Consider the following 17,576-nt stretch of genomic DNA (forward strand, 5'->3'; position numbering starts at 1 on the left):
CTTCTGGTCTCGGAGGGTACTTCGGAGGAAGTTCTTCAGCGGCGATGGGCGGTTCTTGGGTGACGGTTCTTCGGTGGCGGTTCCTGCGGGGTTCTGTGGAGATCGGATGATCGTTGTGATCTTTTGGACGTCACGTATGAACGGCCTATGCCGATTCTGCCTCACCGTACGGTGAACGCGTTACGGTCCGCACGGGTGAACGCTTTGCGCCCGTGCGGACAACCGCCGCGTTCGCCGTAGCGCTCCCCTCAGCCCCGCAGGTCCACCAGCAGCGGCGGCGCGTGCTCGCCCCGGACGCTGGTCAGCGACAGCACCCCGTGACCGGGCGGGACCTCCTGGGCCAGCCGGGAGGCGGACCAGCGCTCCCGCTCCACCTGCCGGGTCGTCACGGCGTCCGTGGTCACGGCCCGTCCGGTCACCAGCTTGCGCAGGGCGTGGATGGCACGGGTCATCGGCTGGTGGGCGAAGACGGTGTGCTTGGCCACCTCCTTGGTCTCCACCCACTCGGTCCCCCAGGCCTGCGCGAACCGGCTGCCGTCCCAGGTGGTGACGCCGGAGAGCGCCATACGGCAGCCGACGGCCGCAAGCAGCGGGCCGTGCAGCGCCTCGGGCACGTCGGCGACCGACCGGAGCGCGAGGACGACACCGGCGTTCTGGGAGCGCAGCCCCTGGACACGGCGCACCGACTCGGCGGTGACGGCCCCGGTGGCGTCGTCGAGGACCAGACAGGCGAAGTGGGGGCGCCGGGTGTCCCGTGCGACGGTGTGGAACTGGGCCAGGACCAGCCGGGTGATCAGCCGGGACGCCTCCTCGTGCCCGCGTTCGGGCAGGTCGACGCGGACCCGCAGCGGATGGTGGGCGACCGCCCGCAGCGAGAAGGGCCGGCCGTCGGGTCCCGCCGCGCCGAAGAACTCGGCGAAGGCCGGCCGGTCCAGGAGCGCGAGCCTGTCCGCGAGGGCGGCCCCGGCGTCGGCCGCGGTGCCGGCCTGCCGCATCCGGGCGTCGAGTTCGCGCCGCATCACGGTGTGCTCGCCCGCCGACAGCGCCGCCCGCAGGGACGCCAGCGCGCCCGGATCGCCCTCCAGCAGCTCGCGCAGCGCCGGCAGCGGCGGGAAGTGGCCGTGCACCGCCCGGTAGGGGCCGAGCAACTGGGCCAGCGCGGTGGCGGCGTTCCGCGCGCCGACGGTGTCGAGGTCGCCGACCAGGGCCTCGGCGAGGAATTCGGCGGCCTCGTCGGGGTCGTCGGACCCGGCGTACGGGTCGAGGTCGTGGACGGAGGCGGGGTCGCCGATCCGGACCACCACGTCGTACGCGGAGTCCGGGCCGAGCGGGGTCCCGGCGGCGCAGACGGCGACGACCGCGCACCCGCCGGTCAGCGCCTGGAGCGTGAGCGCCTCGGTGACCGGCCCGATGACGTGCCGGGTCTTCCCGGAGCCGGGCGGCCCCACCAGCAGCAGCGAGGTGCCCAGCGTGTCGGGGCCGAGGGCGGCCCCCGCCCCCTCGTAGTCGCGCGGGGTCCGCTCCCCCGGCGCCCACTGTCCGATGCGCACCTGCCCTTCCAGCAGGTCGTGGTGGGCGGTGCGGCCGGGCAGGTCGCGCGCCCCGGAGGGGTGGGTCCAGGCGGTGGCGCCCTGGCGCAGCACGGTGTCGGTGAAGGCGGCCGGCTGTGCCTCCCGCCCGGCCGCCTCCCACGCCCGCTCGACGCGGGCGCAGTCCACGTCGTTCATCCGGCCGGCGGCCACCTCGCCGGTCAGCAGGTCGGCCGCCTGGTACTGCCCGGCCCGGCGGGGCCCGGGCCACTGCGAGCGCGGCAGGTCCGGCGCGGGCGGGGCGACGGGGGCCGCGGCGGCCCGGCGGCGCGCGGCGATTTCCCGGGCGTACGCCCACCAGTCGCCGAGCCGGGCGAACGGCCAGACGACCAGCAGGGTGATGAGCGCGTACAGCGCGTCGGTGAACAGCTGGGAGGAGAACAGGCCGTAGCCGCCCGAGACGAGGACGACCAGGGAGAACACGGGGTCGACGACCGGCAGGGGGTTCCAGCCGACGCCCGGGAAGGCGTCGGGGAAGACCAGGCTGAGCGCGATCAGGGCGCCGACGGCGGCGTACAGGGCCCGCGCGGGCTGCGGGCGGCGGCCCACGAAGTGCCGAGCGACGTCGGGCCAGCTGCCGAGCCGTCCGACGGCGTAGACGAGCACGGCGAAGAACACGCCGTCGTAGACCACCATGGCCTCACGGCCCTGCGTCCCCTTGGGGGAGGTCGTGCCGCCCCACCACCAGTCGCCGGGGGTGAACAGCTTCAGCGGCGCCCACTGGTACGGCAGCGCCCCCTGCCGCCACAGGGACCACACCAGCAGGGCCACGACCAGCGGGATCAGCAGCCCGACGATCGTGATCGACGGCAGCCGGTCCGGCGTCCTGGCGGCCTTGGACGGGCGGTGCCCGAAGCGCCAGACGCCGGGCGCGGCGGCCGGGCGCGGGGTGTCGAGCCAGTCGGCGACGGCGGCCCGGGGGCTGTGCTGCGGCGGAAGCGAATGTTCGTACGCCTGCGGCGCGCCCGGCGGACGTGTGGGCCGGGGTGGCGTCGCGGGGGCGTCCCGTGGCACCGTCGGGCGTGGCACGGGGTTCGCGTGCGTACCCCGGGCGTCCTGCGTCCTGTCGTCCATCGCCCTTGCCCCCTGACCAGCCGCTCCGTCCACCATCAGCGAGTCAATCTAACGCCCGGGCAAGGGGAGTTCACCGATTGCACGGTACGCCGCAGGTCACGGCCCCTGCGCCCGCGTCCTCCGGTCCGCGTCCGCCCCTGTCCGTCGCTGTGTCCACTGCTATGTCCACGGCGGACAACCGCGGGCGCCGACAACGCCCACATGGAGCATGCCCACGTCCGCCCCGTCGCCCTAGCCTGCGAGAAAAGAAGGAAAAGCGTCCGAAAAACGCCGCCGTACGCAAGATCTCATCAGGGAGCCCCCATGACCGCACTTGAGCAGGAGCGCCGCGTCGTCACCGCCATCCCCGGCCCGAAGTCGCAGGAGCTGCAGGCCCGCCGGACCGCTGTGGTCGCGCAGGGCGTGGGCTCCACGCTGCCGGTCTTCGTCACGCGTGCCGGCGGCGGCATCATCGAGGACGTCGACGGCAACCGCCTCATCGACTTCGGCTCCGGCATCGCGGTGACCTCGGTCGGCGCCTCCGCCGAGGCCGTCGTACGCCGTGCCTCCGCGCAGCTCGCCGACTTCACCCACACGTGTTTCATGGTCACGCCGTACGAGGGCTACGTGGCCGTCGCCGAGGCGCTGGCCGAGCTCACGCCGGGTGACCACGCCAAGAAGTCCGCGCTGTTCAACTCGGGCGCCGAGGCCGTCGAGAACGCCGTCAAGATCGCCCGCGCGTACACCAAGCGCCAGGCCGTCGTCGTCTTCGACCACGGCTACCACGGCCGCACCAACCTCACCATGGCGCTGACGGCGAAGAACATGCCGTACAAGCACGGTTTCGGCCCCTTCGCGCCCGAGGTCTACCGGGTGCCGGTGGCCTACGGCTACCGCTGGCCGACCGGCCCGGAGAACGCCGGCCCCGAGGCCGCCGAGCAGGCCATCGACCAGATCACCAAGCAGGTCGGCGCGGACAATGTGGCCGCGATCATCATCGAGCCGGTGCTCGGCGAGGGCGGCTTCATCGAGCCGGCCAAGGGCTTCCTGCCCGCGATCCGCCAGTTCGCCGCCGACAACGGCATCGTGTTCGTCGCCGACGAGATCCAGGCCGGCTTCTGCCGTACCGGTCAGTGGTTCGCCTGCGAGGACGAGGGCATCGTCCCGGACCTGATCACCACCGCCAAGGGCATCGCCGGCGGTCTGCCGCTGGCCGCCGTCACCGGCCGCGCCGAGATCATGGACGCCGCGCACGCGGGCGGCCTCGGCGGCACCTACGGCGGCAACCCGGTGGCCTGCGCCGGTGCGCTCGGTGCCATCGAGACCATGAAGGAACTCGACCTCAACGCCAAGGCGAAGCGGATCGAGGAGATCATGAAGGCCCGCCTCACCGCGATGCAGGACAAGTTCGACATCATCGGCGACGTCCGCGGCCGCGGCGCGATGATCGCCATCGAGCTGGTCAAGGACCGTGACACCAAGGAGCCGAACCCGGAGGCGACGGCCGCGCTCACCAAGGCCTGCCACGCCGAGGGCCTGCTGGTCCTGAGCTGCGGCACCTACGGCAACGTGCTGCGCTTCCTGCCCCCGCTGGTCATCGGCGAGGACCTCCTGGGCGAGGGTCTCGACATCATCGAGCAGGCGTTCGCGCGCATCTGAGCAGCGCATTCGCACGCCTGACGCAGCCGGCGGCAGAGCGTGTGAAGAAGGTGTGCGAGGTGGATGGCAGGACGCCGTTCCGGCTGTCCTGCGCCCACCGGCTGCCGTAGGTTCTTCCCGGATGAGAGATACACCCGCCCGCAGGGGACTGCGGGCGGATCCAGGCCGTGGCCTCCCCAGCTTCGACCTGGTCGTGCCTCGCGCACACACCCGGAGCCCTCGGGTTCCGGTTCTCCTCAATGATCGGACGGTCGCCCGCCCCAGACCCCCCGGGGCGCGCGGCATTCCGGTCCGGACGGTCGCAAAGAGTTGGGACGGCCGTCCCCGTCGGGCCGGCGCACTTCCCCCCCTTGCGCCGGCCCTTCGGTGTCTTCGGGCCCGGCCGGCAGGACGGCCCTGCCCACCTGCGAAGCTGTGCACCGTGGTGTTCGTGGTGTTCCTCCTGGCCGTCCCGGCCGTCCTGCTCGCGCTGATCACCTGGCAGGTGGTGGCGGGCGGCCCGCTGCTGGGGGTGGACCGGGAGGTCGAGCACGCCCTGCTGCACCCGGACCGCCTCTCCCAACTGCTGGCCGATCTGGGCCAGGTGCAGATCGCGGTACCCGTGCTCCTGGCCGTCCTGGTCCACACGGCCTGGCGGGGCCGCGCCACCGGCGCGGACCAGTGGTGGCGCGCGCCCCTCGCGGCGGCCGTGACGATGGCTCTGGTCCCGGCGCTGGTCGTGCCGTTGAAGGCCTGGACGGCCCGGCCCGGTACGGCGGTCATGCCGCCCGGTACCGGCTACTTCCCGTCGGGGCACGCGGCCACCGCCGCCGTCGCCTACGGTGCCGCGGCCCTCGTCCTCCTGCCCTGGCTGCGCACGCCCGCCGCCCGCCGGACCGTCGTCGCGGTGTGCGTCGCGCTCGTCCTGGGTGCCTCCTTCGGGCTGGTGCGGCGGGGCTACCACTGGCCACTGGATGTCGTGGCCAGTTGGTGCCTGGCGTCCGTGCTGCTGTCCGCGCTGTGGCGGCTGGTCAGCGGCCTCGGCCGAAGTAGGCGTCGAAGGTGTTCTGGAACTGCCAGTCCCCGAACCGGTCCCAGTTGACCGACCACGTCATCAGACCGCGCAGCGCCGGCCAGGTGCCGTGGGTGGTGTACGAGCCGCAGTTCGTCGCCCTGGTCAGGCAGTCCAGGGTCTTGGTGACCTCCGCCGGGGCCACGTAGCCGTTGCCCGCGTTGGTGGACGCCGGCATGCCGATCGCGACCTGGTCGGGGCGCAGCGGCGGGAAGACGTTCGCCGCGTTGCCGGCCACCGGGAAGCCGGTCAGGAGCATGTCGGTCATGGCGATGTGGAAGTCCGCGCCGCCCATGGAGTGGTACTGGTTGTCCAGGCCCATGATCGGGCCCGAGTTGTAGTCCTGGACGTGGAGCAGGGTGAGGTCGTCGCGCAGGGCGTGGATCACCGGGAGGTACGCGCCGCAGCGCGGGTCCTGGCCGCCCCACTGGCCCGTGCCGTAGTACTGGTAGCCCATCTGCACGAAGAAGGTCTCCGGGGCCATGGTCAGGACGAACCCGGCGCCGTACTTCGCCTTCAGGGTCTTCAGCGCCGAGATCAGGTGGACGACCACGGGTGTGGTCGGGTTCCTGAAGTCCGTGTCGTTCGCGTCCAGGGACAGGGAGTGGCCCTCGAAGTCGATGTCGAGGCCGTCGAGGCCGTATGCGTCGATGATGCGCGAAACGGACGAGACGAACGTGTCCCTGGCCGCCGTCGTGGTCAGCTGCACCTGGCCGTTCTGGCCGCCGATGGAGATCAGGACCTTCTTGCCGGCGGCCTGCTTGGCCTTGATCGCCGCCTTGAACTCGGCGTCGCTCTCGATGTTCGGGCACTCGGTGACCGGGCAGCGGTCGAAGCGGATGTCGCCCGAGGTGACCGACGTCGGCTCGCCGAAGGCCAGGTCGATGACGTCCCAGCTGTCGGGGACGTCGGCCATGCGCGTGTAACCGGAGCCGTTGGCGAAGCTGGCGTGCAGGTAGCCGACCAGGGCGTGTGCGGACAGGTCCGTGCCGTCGCCGGGCCCGCCCGGGTCGTCCGGGCCGCCCGGGTCCGCGGCTGTCTTCGCCGTCACTGTCGCCGACCTCGCCGACTCACCCGCGGCGTTCACCGCCGCGACCTGGAAGCCGTACGCGGTCGAGGGCGACAGGCCGGCGATCGTCGCGGACGTGCCGGTCACCGTCTGGGCTTTCGTGCCGTCGCGGTAGACCGTGTAGCCGGTGGCGTCGGCCACCGGGGACCAGGACAGGGCGACGCTGGTCGAGGTGACGGTGCCGGTCGTCAGGCCGGCCGGTGCGGCGGGCGGCCGCTGGCCTGCGCTCCCGCCCGGGCCGACGAGCGTGAGGTCGTCGGCGTAGTAGGCGCCCGTGCCGTACCAGCCGTGCGTGTAGACCGTGACCTCGGTGGTCTGCGCGCCGGTGCGGAAGGTGGTGGTGAGCTGCTGCCAGTCGGGGGCGGACTGGGTCCAGGTGGAGACGTCGGTGGTGCCGGTGCCGCTCGCGCCCAGGTAGACGTACGAGCCGCGGACGTAACCGGTCAGGGTGTACTGGGAGTTCGGCTGGACCGGCACCGTCTGCGCGCACTGGGCGTTGTCGCTGTCGGACGGGGTCGCCTGCAACGCCGAGCTGCCGCTGCGGACGGGCGACTTCACCGTGGTGCCGGATCCCGGGCAGGTCCAGCCGTCGAGGCCCGCCTCGAAGCCGCCGTTGCGCAGGACGTCCGCGTCGTCGGCGCGGGCGGTCGTCGCGAGCGCGGTGACGCCGGGCAGGGCGAGGAGGGTGGCTGTCAGCGCGGCGAGCAGTCGGCGCTTGGCCGGTCCGGCTGGTCTGTGTCTGGCGCGGTCCACAACTACCTCCGGGCGTGGGGGGTTTGGGGAGGGTGGAGCGCGCCCCAACCTGGTCCAGACCAATTCGGTTGTCAAGACCTGTGGCGCCGGCGGCATGAGAAGACCTCCCTCTCCCGTGGACGCGGAGGGTGCGTCGTACGGGAGAGGGAGGTCTCGTCGGGGTCGGACCTCAGCTGTCGAAGCCCAGGCCCAGGCGGTCCATCGTCCGCAGCCACAGGTTGCGCCGGCCGCCCTGCTCGTCGGCGCGTGCCAGGGACCACTTGGTCAGCGCGATGCCGGTCCAGGCGAACGGCTCGGGCGGGAAGGGCATCGGCTTCCTGCGGACCATCTCCAGCTCGGTGCGCTCCGTGCGCTGCCCGGCCAGCAGGTCGAGCATCACCTCGGCGCCGAAGCGGGTCGCACCCACGCCCAGGCCCGTGTAACCGGCCGCGTAGGCGACCTTCCCCTGGTGGGCGGTGCCGAAGAACGCCGAGAAGCGGGAGCAGGTGTCGATCGCCCCGCCCCAGGCGTGGGTGAAGCGGACGCCCTCCAACTGCGGGAAGCAGGTGAAGAAGTGGCCGGCCAGCTTGGCGTAGGTCTCCGGCCTGTCGTCGTACTCGGCGCGCACCCGGCCGCCGTACGGGTAGATCGCGTCGTAGCCGCCCCACAGGATCCGGTTGTCCGCGGACAGCCGGAAGTAGTGGAACTGGTTCGCCTCGTCCCCGAGGCCCTGGCGGTTCTTCCAGCCGATCGACGCCATCTGCTCGGCGCTGAGCGGCTCGGTCATCAGGGCGTAGTCGTAGACCGGGACGGTGTACGAGCGCACCCGCTTGACCAGGTTGGGGAAGACGTTGGTGCCGAGCGCGACCCGGCCGGCCCTGATCCGGCCGTAGGGCGTGCGTACCGACATTCCGGCGCCGTACGGCCTCAGGGTCAGGGCGGGGGTGCGCTCGTAGACGCGTACGCCGAGGCGCACGCACGCCTGCTTCAGGCCCCAGGCGAGCTTGGCGGGGTGGATCATGGCGACGCCCCGGCGGTCCCACAGACCGGCCTCGAAGGTCGGTGAGGCGACCTGCTCGCGCACCGCGTCCCGGTCGAGGAACTCGAAGCCCTCGGCCAGGCCGTGCTCCTGCATCTCCGCGTACCAGTCCTTCAGTTCCCTGGCCTGGTACGGCTCCGTGGCGACGTCGAGTTCGCCGGTGCGCTCGAACTCGCAGTCGATGGAGTGGCGGGCGACCGTCTCCTCGATGGCGTCGAGGTTGCGGGCGCCCAGCTCCTCCAGCTTGTGGATCTCCTCCGGCCAGCGGGCGAGCCCGTTGGCCAGGCCGTGCGTGAGGGAGGCGGCGCAGAAGCCGCCGTTGCGGCCGGAGGCGGCCCAGCCCACCTCGCGGCCCTCCACCAGCACCACGTCCGTGGCGGGGTCGCGCTCCTTGGCGATCAGCGCGGTCCACAGTCCGCTGTAACCACCTCCGACCACCAGCAGGTCGCAGGTCTCGGCTCCGGTCAGCGCCGGCTCCGGGCGGGGCCTGCCGGGGTCGTCCAGCCAGTACGGGACCGGCTGGGCCTCGGAGAGGGATGTGGTCCAGTCGTGCTCACGGCTCATGGCGCCAGGGGCCATGATTTCAACTCCCTACAGAGTCACTTGCGTTGTTTCGATGGGAAGGCGTCATGCCTTCTGCCTGGTCCGGCGGTTGGCGATGGCCATGGAGACCAGGACGAGCAGGACGGCGATGACGAACATGGCCGTACCGATGACGTTGATCTGGACGGGTGTGCCGCGCTGCGCCGAGCCCCAGACGAACATCGGGAAGGTCACGGTCGAGCCCGCGTTGAAGTTCGTGATGATGAAGTCGTCGAACGACAACGCGAAGGCGAGCATCGCGCCCGCGGCGATACCGGGGGCCGCGATCGGCAGGGTGACCCGGAGGAAGGTCTGGACCGGTCCGGCGTACAGGTCCTGGGCGGCCTGCTCCAGCCTCGGGTCCATCGACATCACGCGCGCCTTGACGGCGACGACGACGAAGCTGAGGCAGAACATGATGTGCGCGATCAGGATCGTCCAGAAGCCGAGCTGCGCGCCCATGTTGAGGAACAGGGTGAGCAGCGAGGCCGCCATGACCACCTCGGGCATCGCCATCGGCAGGAAGATCAGCGAGCTCACCGTGCCCCGCGCGCGGAAGCGGTAGCGGACCAGCGCGAAGGCGATCATCGTGCCGAGGACGGTGGCGCCGATCGTGGCCCAGACGGCGATCTGGAGGCTGATCGACAGCGATCCGCACATGTCGGCGACACCGCACGGGTCCTTCCAGGCGTCCATGGAGAACGCCTGCCACTGGTAGTTGAAGCGGCCCTTCGGTTTGTTGAAGGAGAAGACCGTGACGATGACGTTCGGCAGGAGCAGGTATCCGAGCGTCAGCAGTCCGCCGATGACGACGAGGTGGCGCTTGAGCCAGTTGACGAAGGCCATTTAAACCAGATCCTCCGTGCCGGACTTGCGGATGTAGATGGTGATCATGGCGAGGATCGCGGCCATGAGGATGAAGGACAGGGCCGCGGCCGTCGGATAGTCCAGGATCCTCAGGAACTGCGTCTGGATGACGTTGCCGACCATGCGGGTGTCGGTGGAGCCGAGCAGGTCCGCGTTGACGTAGTCGCCGGCCGCCGGGATGAAGGTCAGCAGCGTGCCGGAGACCACGCCCGGCATCGACAGCGGGAAGGTGACCCTGCGGAAGGTGGTGAACGGCCTGGCGTACAGGTCGCCCGCCGCCTCGTGCAGCCGCGGGTCGATGCGCTCCAGCGAGGTGTACAGCGGCAGGATCATGAACGGCAGGAAGTTGTACGTCAGACCGCACACCACCGCCATCGGCGTGGCGAGCACCCGGTCGCCGGCGGTCCAGCCGAGCCAGTTGGTGACGTCCAGGACGTGCAGTGTGTTGAGGGCGCCCACGACCGGGCCGCCGTCGGCGAGGATCGTCTTCCAGGCCAGGGTCCGGATCAGGAAGCTGGTGAAGAACGGCGCGATCACCAGGATCATGATCAGGTTGCGCCAGCGGCCCGCGCGGAAGGCGATGAGGTACGCCAGAGGGTAGCCGAGCAGCAGGCACAGGATCGTCGCGGAGGCCGCGTACAGGACCGAGCGGACGAACTGCGGCCAGTACTGCGACAGCGCGTCCCAGTAGGTCGCGAAGTGCCAGGTGACCTTGTAGCCCTGCTCCAGGGAGCCCGTCTGCACGGACGTGGACGCCTGGTAGATCATCGGCAGCGCGAAGAAGACGACCAGCCAGAGGATGCCGGGCAGCAGCAGCCAGTACGGCGTGAAGCGGCCCCGCCTGCGCGGCGGTCTCGTCTGCTGGGCGACGGGCGGCGAGGGCGCCTCGGTGACAGCGGCCATCAGGCTGCGTCCTCCTCGACACTCTCGACGCCCGCGTCGATGTCCTGTTCCGCGTCCAGACCGAAGGTGTGGGCCGGGTTCCAGTGCAGGACGACCTCGGCGCCGGGCACCAGGCGGGCGTCGCGGTCGATGTTCTGGGCGTAGACCTCGAAGTCGGGGCAGACCGGGCTGTCGATCATGTACTGCGTGGAGACGCCGATGAAGCTCGACTCGGAGATCCGGCCGGTGATGCGGTTGCGGCCGTCGGGGATCTCGCCCGCGTCGTCGGCGTGGGTGAGGGAGATCTTCTCCGGGCGGACGCCGACGAGCACCTTGCCGCCGGTCGTGGCCGGGGCGGAACATCGCGCCTTGGGCAGGGTGAGCTTGCCGCCGCCCGCCTTCAGGACGATCTCCTCGCCGCTCCTGGAGCCGACCTCGGCCTCTATCAGGTTCGAGGTGCCGAGGAAGTTCGCGACGAACGTGGTCTGCGGGTTCTCGTAGAGGTCGGTGGGCGCGCCGAGCTGCTCCACCCGGCCGCCGTTCATCACGGCGACCGTGTCGGCCATGGTCATGGCCTCCTCCTGGTCGTGCGTGACGTGGACGAAGGTGATGCCGACCTCGGTCTGGATGCGCTTGAGCTCCAGCTGCATCTGGCGGCGCAGCTTCAGGTCCAGGGCGCCGAGCGGCTCGTCCAGCAGGAGCACCTTGGGATGGTTGATCAGCGCGCGGGCGACCGCGACACGCTGCTGCTGGCCGCCGGAGAGCTGGTGCGGCTTCTTGCGGGCCTGCTCGCCCAGCTGCACCAGGTCCAGCATCTCCTCGACCTGCTTCTTCACCGACTTGATGCCGCGCCGGCGCAGACCGAAGGCGACGTTCTCGAAGATGTCGAGGTGCGGGAAGAGGGCGTAGGACTGGAAGACCGTGTTGACCGGGCGTTTGTACGGCGGCAGGTGCGTCACGTCCTGGTCGCCGAGGTGCACGGTGCCGGAGGAAGGTTCCTCCAGGCCGGCGATCATGCGCAGGGTGGTGGTCTTGCCGCAGCCGGAGGCGCCGAGCAGGGCGAAGAAGGATCCCTGCGGCACGGTCAGGTCCAGCGGGTGCACGGCGGTGAAGGCGCCGTAGCGCTTGCCGATCTGCGAGAGGCGGACATCGCCGCTGTTGTCTGTCGTCGTCATTGTCGTCACGCCCCTGTGAGCTTCGCGAACTTCGCTTCGTACGCCGCCTCTTCCTTGTCGCTCAGGGCGCGGAAGGAGTGGGCCTTGGCCACCATGTCCTTGGTGGGGATGATCAGCGGGTTCTCCGCCGCCGCCTTGTCGATCTTGGCCAGTTCGTCCTTCGCCCCGTCGACGGGACTCATGAAGGCGACGTAGGCGGAGAGCTGGGCGGCCTGCCTCGGCTGGAAGTAGAAGTCGATCAGCCGCTCGGCGTTGGCCTTGTGACGGGCCTTGTTGGGGATCAGCAGGTTGTCGGTGGAGGTGAGCCAGCCGGCGTCCGGGATGACGTAGTCGACGTCGGCGCTGTCCTCCTGGAGCTGGACTATGTCGCCGCCCCAGGCGACGCAGGCGGCGATGTCGCCCTTGGTCAGGTCGGAGGTGTAGTCGTTGCCGGTGAAACGGCGGATCTGCCCCTTGTCGACGGCCTTCTGCAGGCGGGCGACCGCCGCGTCGTAGTCGTCGTCGGTGAACCTGGCCGGGTCCTTGCCCATGTCGAGCAGCGTCATGCCCATGCTGTCGCGCATCTCCGACAGGAAGGAGACCCTGCCCTTGAGCTTGGGGTTGTCCAGCAGGTCGGAGACCGACTTCACCTCGATGCCGTCGAGCGCCTTCTTGTTGTAGGCGATGACGGTCGAGACACCCTGCCACGCGTAGGAGTAGGCGCGTCCCGGATCCCAGTCCGGACTGCGGTACTGCTCGGACAGGTTGGCGAAGGCGTGCGGCAGGTTCTCCGCGTCCAGCTTCTGCACCCAGCCCAGGCGGATCAGCCGCGCGGCCAGCCAGTCGGTCACGACGATGAGGTCGCGGCCGGTGTCCTGGCCGGCGGCGAGCTGCGGCTTGATCTTGCCGAAGAACTCGTTGTTGTCGTTGATGTCCTCGGTGTACTTGACCTGGATCCCGGTCTGCCGAGTGAACTCGTCGAGCGTGGGGTGCTTCTTGCCGCTCTTATCGACGTCGATGTACACGGGCCAGTTGGAGAAGTCCACGATCTTCTCCTTGGCCGAGTGGTCCTCGGCGGAGGTACCCCCCTGTGCCTGGCCGGCCGGCGGGATTCCGCAGGCGCTCAGCGCCCCGAGTCCCCCGACCGCGAGCGCGCCGCCCGCCGAGGCGCGCAGCATCGAGCGGCGGCTGAGGGAGGCCCTGCCGTTGCGGAAGCTGCGCCGCACGGCGGCCAGCTGGGCCGGGGTGAGGCGGTCGGGCTCGTACTGCTCCATGCGCGTGGTGCCCTTTCGGGAAGGTGGCCTGGTGCAAGGCCTGGTCGTTGCTATCGGTCCCCGAAGATCGTGCGGTGCCAGTCCTTGCGGGCCACCGCCGTGTTGTCGAACATGACGTGCTTGATCTGCGTGTATTCCTCGAACGAGTACGAGGACATGTCCTTGCCGAAGCCGGACTGCTTATAACCGCCGTGCGGCATCTCGCTGATGATCGGAATGTGGTCGTTGACCCACACGCACCCCGCCTTGATCTCCCGCGTCGCGCGGTTGGCCCGGTAGACGTCCCGGCTCCACGCCGAAGCCGCCAGACCGTACGGAGTGTCGTTGGCCAGCCGAATCCCCTCATCATCACTGTCGAACGGCAGTACGACCAGTACCGGACCGAAGATCTCCGACTGGACGATCTCGCTGTCCTGCGCCGCGTCCGCGATGAGAGTGGGGCGATAGTACGCCCCGTTCTTCAGTTCGTCCTGGGGTGTCTCGCCGCCGGTGACCACGCGCGCGTAGGCACGCGCCCGGTCGACGAAGCCGGCGACGCGGTCGCGCTGGACGTGCGAGATCAGCGGGCCGAGGTCGGTGCCGGGGGCGAACGGGTCGCCCAGCCGGACGGACGCCATCAGGGCGGCCGTCCGCGCGACGAACTCCTCGTACAGGGGGCGCTGCACGTACGCGCGCGTGGCGGCCGTGCAGTCCTGCCCGGTGTTGATGAGCGCGCCCGCGACCGCGCCGTTGACGGCGGCCTCCAGATCGGCGTCGTCGAACACCACGAAGGGCGCCTTGCCGCCGAGTTCCAGGTGCAGGCGCTTGACGGTCGCGGTGGCGATCTCGGCGACCCGCTTGCCGACGGCGGTGGAGCCGGTGAAGGACGTCATGGCCACGTCCGGGTGGCCGATCAGGTGCTCGCCGGCCACCTTGCCGGTGCCGGTGACGATGTTGATCACGCCGTCGGGGATGCCCGCGTCGGTGGCGGCCTGGGCGAACATCAGCGAGGTCAGCGGAGTCAGCTCGGCCGGCTTGAGCACGATGGTGTTGCCCGCGGCGACGGCCGGGAGGATCTTCCAGGCGGCCATCTGGAGGGGGTAGTTCCAGGGCGCGATGGAGCCGACGACCCCGATGGGCTCGCGGCGGACGTAGGACGTGTGGTCGCCGGAGAACTCGCCGGCCGACTGGCCCTGGAGATGCCGGGCGGCGCCCGCGAAGAAGGCCGCGTTGTCGATCGTGCCCGGCACGTCGAACTCGCGGGTCAGCTTCAGCGGCTTGCCGCACTGGAGGGACTCGGCGCGGGCGAAATCCTCCGCCCGGTCGGCGAGCACGGCCGAGAAACGGTGCAGCGCGTCCGAGCGGTCGCCGGGCGTGGCGCCCGCCCAGCCGGGGAACGCCTTACGCGCGGCGGCCACCGCGGCGTCGACGTCCTCGGGGCCGGCCAGTTCGTAGGTGTAGACCTCCTCCCCCGTGGCGGGGTCGACGACCGCGTGGCTGCGGCCCGAGGTGCCCTTGGTCAGCTTTCCGGCGATGTACTGCGCGCCGTCCGCGAAACGGTCCTGTGCCGGAAATCGGTCCGGGGTGGCGGTGCCCGGGTTGTGCATGTCGCTCTCCTCCGCCTTCGCCCCTCGGTCACCGAGGGCGGGTGGCGTAGCTCCAGCTCGATTTGAGTGCCGATCCTGACAGAGCCCTGGGACTCCAACAAGTGATTCCGTTGTTGCCTTTTGGTTACGCGACGGAATCTGTCGACCAGGTGTCCAGTCGGCGCGGAAAAGGCAGGACGGTGTGTCAGTGGTGCGTGCCACACTCGCGTGCATGGGGAACATCGCCTCCTGGCAGGCTCTGACCAGGGAAGTCCGTGCGGGGACACGGGTGCGCTATCTGCACTTCTGGGGGCATCGGCCGCGCCCGGACGGCCGCGTCGGCCCGAGCTGCCTGAGCCAGTGGTGGCCGTCGCCGTTCACGGTGGACTCGGTGCCGTACGCGACCGCGGAGCACTGGATGATGGCCGGCAAGGCGCGGCTGTTCGACGACGCGGAGGCGGAGCGTCTGGTGCTGGCCGCGCGGCATCCGGCCGAGGCCAAGAAGGCGGGTCGGCTCGTGCGCGGCTTCGACGAGGGCGTGTGGGAGCGGGAGCGGTTCCGGATCGTGGTGGAGGGCAGCGTCCACAAGTTCGCCGCCCACCCCGCGCTGCGGGAGTTCCTGCTGGCCACGGGCGACCGTGTACTGGTGGAGGCCAGTCCGGTGGACCGGATATGGGGCATCGGGCTGACCGCCGGCGACGAGGCGGCAGCCGATCCGGAGCGCTGGCGGGGGCCGAACCTGCTGGGCTTCGCGCTGATGGAGGCGCGCGAGCGGCTGCGGGCCGAGGCCCGGGTGCGTTGACCGGCGGAGGGCTGGGCGGGGCGGGGGTGCGTTGATCGCCTGCGCAGAGTGCGGGGCCGGGCGCGGGTGCGTTGACCGGCGGCGCGCGCACCGTGCGGTGCCGGGCCCGGATGCGTAGACCAGCCCTCGCGAGGTGCGCGGCCGGGCCCGGATACGGAGACCGGCCCGCGCAGGGTGCGCGGGCCGGTCCGCCGTCAGTGGTCGGCCAGGACGCTCACGGCCGACAGCACGGCGCGGGCGGGGTCCTCGTCGTAGGTCGTCGAGGAGTCCTCGAAGGTGCTGACGTAGAACAGACCGAGGACCAGCACGGCGATCGTGATGAGGCCGAGGACGATACCGATGATTCCCGTGATCAGGCCGGCCTGGGCATGGGCGTGGTTGTTGGCCTCGCCGCGTTCGGCCTTGCGGCGGCCCTTGACGCCGAAGACCACGGCGAGGACGCCGAGGATCACCCCGAAGACGCCGTAGAAGCAGAACAGGGTGCAGGACAGGATGCCGAGCACCATGGCGGCGGTGCCCATCCCGTTCTCCGGGGGCATCGGCATGCCGGGCCAGCCGTTGCCCGGTCCCGGATAGCCGGGGTAGCCGTACCCGCCGGGGACGGGGCCGACGGGTGCGCCCGGACCGATGGGAGCGCCCGGACCCATGGGAGCGCCCGGACCCATGGGAGCGACGGGCGGCGGCGGCACGGCGGAGTCCGCGCCGGGGGCACCGTAGCCGGGCGGCGGGTAACCGGTCGCCGGCATCGACGCCATCGTCGCCTGGTCGTGCACGGAGGGCGGGGCGAAGCCGGACGGCTGCTCCGGCCCGGGGTACGGCGCCGGAGCGGGTGGGTTCTTCTCCAGAGAAGGTCTGTTCTCGGGCGGCGCCCACGGATCCTCGGCTCCCGCGCCCCCGCCGGCCTGCGTTCCGTCCGTCATCTCGTCGTCTCCCCCTTGATCGATCGCCTCGCCATGCTAAGGCCTCGTGCGTGCGGGCGGACCGCCGGGCACCGGGCTTCCCCGCCCCCCGGCGCCGACCGCGGCCCGGGCCGCGGCGAGGCGTGCGCCTACCATGACGGTGCTCACCGATCAGCCGATCACCCGCGCCGCGCCCGCAGGGCCCGCGGCGCCCTTCCCGGGGAGGGACCCCTTGACCGACCAGCCCGCACTCCGTGCCCCGCGCGCGCCGCACGCATCGCACGACCTGCACGCATCGCACGACCTGCACGCGCCGCGTGACCGGCACGCCTTCATCGCCGGACTGCCCAAGGCCGAACTGCACGTGCACCACGTCGGCTCCGCCTCCCCCCGGATCGTCTCCGAGCTGGCCGCCCGCCACCCCGACTCCAAGGTGCCCACCGACCCCGAGGCCCTGGCCGACTACTTCACCTTCACGGACTTCGCCCACTTCATCGAGGTGTACCTGTCCGTCGTGGACCTGATCCGCACCCCGGAGGACGTCCGGCTGCTGACCTACGAGGTCGCCCGCGACCTGGCCCGGCAGCAGGTGCGCTACGCGGAGCTCACCGTCACGCCGTTCTCCTCCACCCGGCGCGGCATCGACGAGCGCGCCTTCATGGACGCGATCGAGGACGCCCGCAAGGCGGCCGAGGACGAGTTCGGGACCGTACTGCGCTGGTGCTTCGACATCCCCGGTGAGGCCGGTCTCGAGTCGGCCGAGGAGACCACCCGGCTCGCCACCGACGACCGGCTGCGCCCGGAGGGCCTGGTGTCCTTCGGGCTCGGCGGACCCGAGATCGGCGTACCCCGGCCCCAGTTCAAGCCCTACTTCGACCGGGCGATCGCCGCCGGGCTGCGCTCCGTCCCGCACGCCGGCGAGACCACCGGACCCGGGACGGTGTGGGACGCGCTGACCGAGCTGCGGGCCGAGCGCATCGGCCACGGCACCAGCTCCGCCCTCGACCCGAAGCTGCTCGCCCACCTCGCCGAGCACCGCATCCCGCTGGAGGTGTGCCCGACCTCCAACATCGCCACCCGGGCCGTGCGCACCCTCGAGGAGCACCCCATCAGGGAGTTCGTCCGCGCCGGAGTCCTCGTCACGGTCAACTCCGACGACCCGCCCATGTTCGGCACCGACCTCAACAACGAGTACGCCGTGGCCGGCCGGCTGCTCGACCTCGACGAGCAGGGCCTGGCCGAGCTGGCCAGGAACGCGGTGCACGCCTCCTTCCTGGACGCGGCCGGCAAGGCGCGCATCGTGGAGGAGATCGACGCCTACACCGCGCGGTGGCTCGCGCCCTGAGCCGGAACGCGCGG

General features: G+C 71.1%; 13 protein-coding genes. 4 read left to right on the forward strand and 9 right to left on the reverse strand.

Translation table 11 applies throughout. The features are described from left to right. Nucleotides 1–248 precede the first annotated feature (248 nt). A complete protein-coding gene (locus ACIHCX_RS28990; RefSeq protein WP_400034574.1) occupies nt 249–2,663 on the reverse strand; it encodes an ATP/GTP-binding protein in 2,415 nt (804 codons plus the stop codon). Nucleotides 2,664–2,966: 303 nt separating this feature from the next. Here ACIHCX_RS28990 and gabT point away from each other — a divergent pair, with 303 nt between their 5' ends. Both gabT and ACIHCX_RS29000 read left to right on the forward strand, forming a co-directional pair. Continuing rightward, nucleotides 2,967–4,301 (forward strand): 4-aminobutyrate--2-oxoglutarate transaminase, encoded by a 1,335-nt coding sequence (gene gabT, locus ACIHCX_RS28995; protein WP_400034576.1) that lies wholly within the window; start codon nt 2,967–2,969, stop codon nt 4,299–4,301. A 421-nt stretch (nt 4,302–4,722) separates the two neighbouring features. Then, nucleotides 4,723–5,382: a phosphatase PAP2 family protein gene (locus tag ACIHCX_RS29000; protein ID WP_400034578.1), complete on the forward strand. Its 660-nt coding sequence runs from the start codon at nt 4,723–4,725 to the stop codon at nt 5,380–5,382. Here the strand turns inward: ACIHCX_RS29000 and ACIHCX_RS29005 are convergent. The 7 genes from ACIHCX_RS29005 to ACIHCX_RS29035 all read right to left on the reverse strand — a co-directional run bounded on the left by ACIHCX_RS29005 (nt 5,312) and on the right by ACIHCX_RS29035 (nt 14,537). Beyond that, the gene (locus tag ACIHCX_RS29005; RefSeq protein ID WP_400034580.1) at nt 5,312–7,174 is read right to left on the reverse strand and encodes a chitinase; all 1,863 of its coding nucleotides are present in this window, start codon (nt 7,172–7,174) and stop codon (nt 5,312–5,314) included. The genes ACIHCX_RS29000 and ACIHCX_RS29005 overlap by 71 nt on opposite strands. 169 nt (nt 7,175–7,343) lie before the next feature. After that, entirely contained in the window at nt 7,344–8,771 is a 1,428-nt protein-coding gene (locus tag ACIHCX_RS29010) for an NAD(P)/FAD-dependent oxidoreductase (RefSeq protein WP_400034582.1), read from the reverse strand. Between the two features lie 48 nt (nt 8,772–8,819). Next, a complete protein-coding gene (locus tag ACIHCX_RS29015) occupies nt 8,820–9,620 on the reverse strand; it encodes an ABC transporter permease (RefSeq protein WP_400034584.1) in 801 nt (266 codons plus the stop codon). Then, nucleotides 9,621–10,544, reverse strand: coding sequence for an ABC transporter permease (locus ACIHCX_RS29020; protein WP_400034587.1), 924 nt, complete (start codon nt 10,542–10,544; stop codon nt 9,621–9,623). Continuing rightward, nucleotides 10,544–11,707, reverse strand: coding sequence for an ABC transporter ATP-binding protein (locus tag ACIHCX_RS29025; protein WP_400034589.1), 1,164 nt, complete (start codon nt 11,705–11,707; stop codon nt 10,544–10,546). The genes ACIHCX_RS29020 and ACIHCX_RS29025 overlap by 1 nt, the downstream gene beginning before the upstream one ends. Further along, nucleotides 11,704–12,951, reverse strand: a complete 1,248-nt coding sequence (locus tag ACIHCX_RS29030) for a spermidine/putrescine ABC transporter substrate-binding protein (RefSeq protein ID WP_400034591.1) — start codon at nt 12,949–12,951, stop codon at nt 11,704–11,706. The genes ACIHCX_RS29025 and ACIHCX_RS29030 overlap by 4 nt, the downstream gene beginning before the upstream one ends. 50 nt (nt 12,952–13,001) lie before the next feature. Then, on the reverse strand, nt 13,002–14,537 hold the full coding sequence (locus ACIHCX_RS29035) for a gamma-aminobutyraldehyde dehydrogenase (RefSeq protein ID WP_400034593.1): 1,536 nt from the start codon (nt 14,535–14,537) through the stop codon (nt 13,002–13,004). Between the two features lie 211 nt (nt 14,538–14,748). On the opposite strand from ACIHCX_RS29035, the gene ACIHCX_RS29040 reads away from it, so the two are divergent. Beyond that, nucleotides 14,749–15,318: an NADAR family protein gene (locus ACIHCX_RS29040; RefSeq protein ID WP_400034595.1), complete on the forward strand. Its 570-nt coding sequence runs from the start codon at nt 14,749–14,751 to the stop codon at nt 15,316–15,318. A 194-nt stretch (nt 15,319–15,512) separates the two neighbouring features. Here ACIHCX_RS29040 and ACIHCX_RS29045 read toward each other — a convergent pair whose 3' ends face one another. Continuing rightward, complete coding sequence (locus tag ACIHCX_RS29045) at nt 15,513–16,238, reverse strand: DUF4190 domain-containing protein (protein WP_400034597.1); 726 nt, start codon at nt 16,236–16,238, stop codon at nt 15,513–15,515. Nucleotides 16,239–16,371: 133 nt separating this feature from the next. Between ACIHCX_RS29045 and ACIHCX_RS29050 the strand changes: the two genes are divergently transcribed. After that, on the forward strand, nt 16,372–17,562 hold the full coding sequence (locus ACIHCX_RS29050; RefSeq protein ID WP_400034599.1) for an adenosine deaminase: 1,191 nt from the start codon (nt 16,372–16,374) through the stop codon (nt 17,560–17,562). Nucleotides 17,563–17,576: the final 14 nt, after the last annotated feature.

This window comes from Streptomyces sp. NPDC052043, from assembly GCF_044548235.1.
Taxonomy (GTDB): Bacteria; Actinomycetota; Actinomycetes; order Streptomycetales; family Streptomycetaceae; genus Streptomyces.

What these genes read in the sequence shown, in the direction of transcription:
- ACIHCX_RS28990 (WP_400034574.1), bottom strand. Translation starts at nt 2,663, where the DNA reads ATGGACGACAGGACGCAGGACGCCCGGGGTACGCACGCGAACCCCGTG.
- gabT (WP_400034576.1), top strand. Translation starts at nt 2,967, where the DNA reads ATGACCGCACTTGAGCAGGAGCGCCGCGTCGTCACCGCCATCCCCGGC.
- ACIHCX_RS29010 (WP_400034582.1), bottom strand. Translation starts at nt 8,771, where the DNA reads ATGGCCCCTGGCGCCATGAGCCGTGAGCACGACTGGACCACATCCCTC.
- ACIHCX_RS29015 (WP_400034584.1), bottom strand. Translation starts at nt 9,620, where the DNA reads ATGGCCTTCGTCAACTGGCTCAAGCGCCACCTCGTCGTCATCGGCGGA.
- ACIHCX_RS29020 (WP_400034587.1), bottom strand. Translation starts at nt 10,544, where the DNA reads ATGGCCGCTGTCACCGAGGCGCCCTCGCCGCCCGTCGCCCAGCAGACG.
- ACIHCX_RS29030 (WP_400034591.1), bottom strand. Translation starts at nt 12,951, where the DNA reads ATGGAGCAGTACGAGCCCGACCGCCTCACCCCGGCCCAGCTGGCCGCC.
- ACIHCX_RS29035 (WP_400034593.1), bottom strand. Translation starts at nt 14,537, where the DNA reads ATGCACAACCCGGGCACCGCCACCCCGGACCGATTTCCGGCACAGGAC.
- ACIHCX_RS29040 (WP_400034595.1), top strand. Translation starts at nt 14,749, where the DNA reads ATGGGGAACATCGCCTCCTGGCAGGCTCTGACCAGGGAAGTCCGTGCG.
- ACIHCX_RS29045 (WP_400034597.1), bottom strand. Translation starts at nt 16,238, where the DNA reads ATGACGGACGGAACGCAGGCCGGCGGGGGCGCGGGAGCCGAGGATCCG.
- ACIHCX_RS29050 (WP_400034599.1), top strand. Translation starts at nt 16,372, where the DNA reads ATGACGGTGCTCACCGATCAGCCGATCACCCGCGCCGCGCCCGCAGGG.